Source organism: Aerococcus sp. L_32 (genome assembly GCF_050689315.1).
The window spans coordinates 1-785 of sequence record NZ_JBOEQF010000863.1 but is presented as its reverse complement, the minus strand read 5'-3'; the positions used below and the strand labels follow the sequence as shown (position 1 = coordinate 785).

Below are 785 nucleotides of genomic sequence, written 5' to 3'. Positions count from 1 at the left end.
ATGATGCCCCACCACCAGTAGAAATGTGTGAGAATTTGTCAGCTAAACCTAATTGGTAAGCAGCTGCAGCTGAGTCTCCACCACCGATGATAGTTGTTGCATCAGTTAAGTTAGCGATAGCTTCACCAACACCGTTAGTACCTTTTGCGAAACTTGGCATTTCGAATACACCCATCGGGCCATTCCAAACAACAGTTTTAGCATCTGCAACTTGTGTTGCGTAGTACTCAACAGTCTTAGGACCTACGTCAAGTGATTGCCAGTCAGCCGGGATACCGTCAACATCAACAACATCAGTGTTTGCATCGTTGTCAAAAGCATCAGCTACAACAAAGTCTACTGGTAATACCAAACGGTCCCCTGCGCGTTCTATTAAGTCCTTAGCCAATGGAATTTTGTCTTCTTCAAGTAAAGAGCCACCAACTTCGTATCCTTGAGCTTTCATGAATGTATAAGCCATACCACCACCGATTAAGACTTTGTCAGCCTTGTTTAGTAATGATTCGATTACTGAAATCTTGTCAGATACTTTCGCACCACCTAAGATTGCAACGAATGGACGTTTTGGTTCGTTAACAGCATCGCCCAAGAATTGGATTTCTTTTTCCATTAAGAAACCAGCAACAGCTTCGGTGTTGTTTGAGATACCAACGTTAGAAGCATGTTCACGATGGGCAGTACCGAATGCGTCATTAACAAATACGTCGCCTAATGAAGCCCAGTATTTACCTAATTCAGGATCGTTCTTGCTTTCTTTCTTACCGTCTACATCTTCGAAACGAGTG

General features: G+C 43.1%; 1 protein-coding gene. It reads right to left on the bottom strand.

Annotated elements, in window-relative coordinates:
* Positions 1–785: phosphoglycerate kinase (locus ACRCJ0_RS16965; RefSeq protein ID WP_431391326.1), on the bottom strand; the 785-nt coding region annotated here is incomplete at both ends.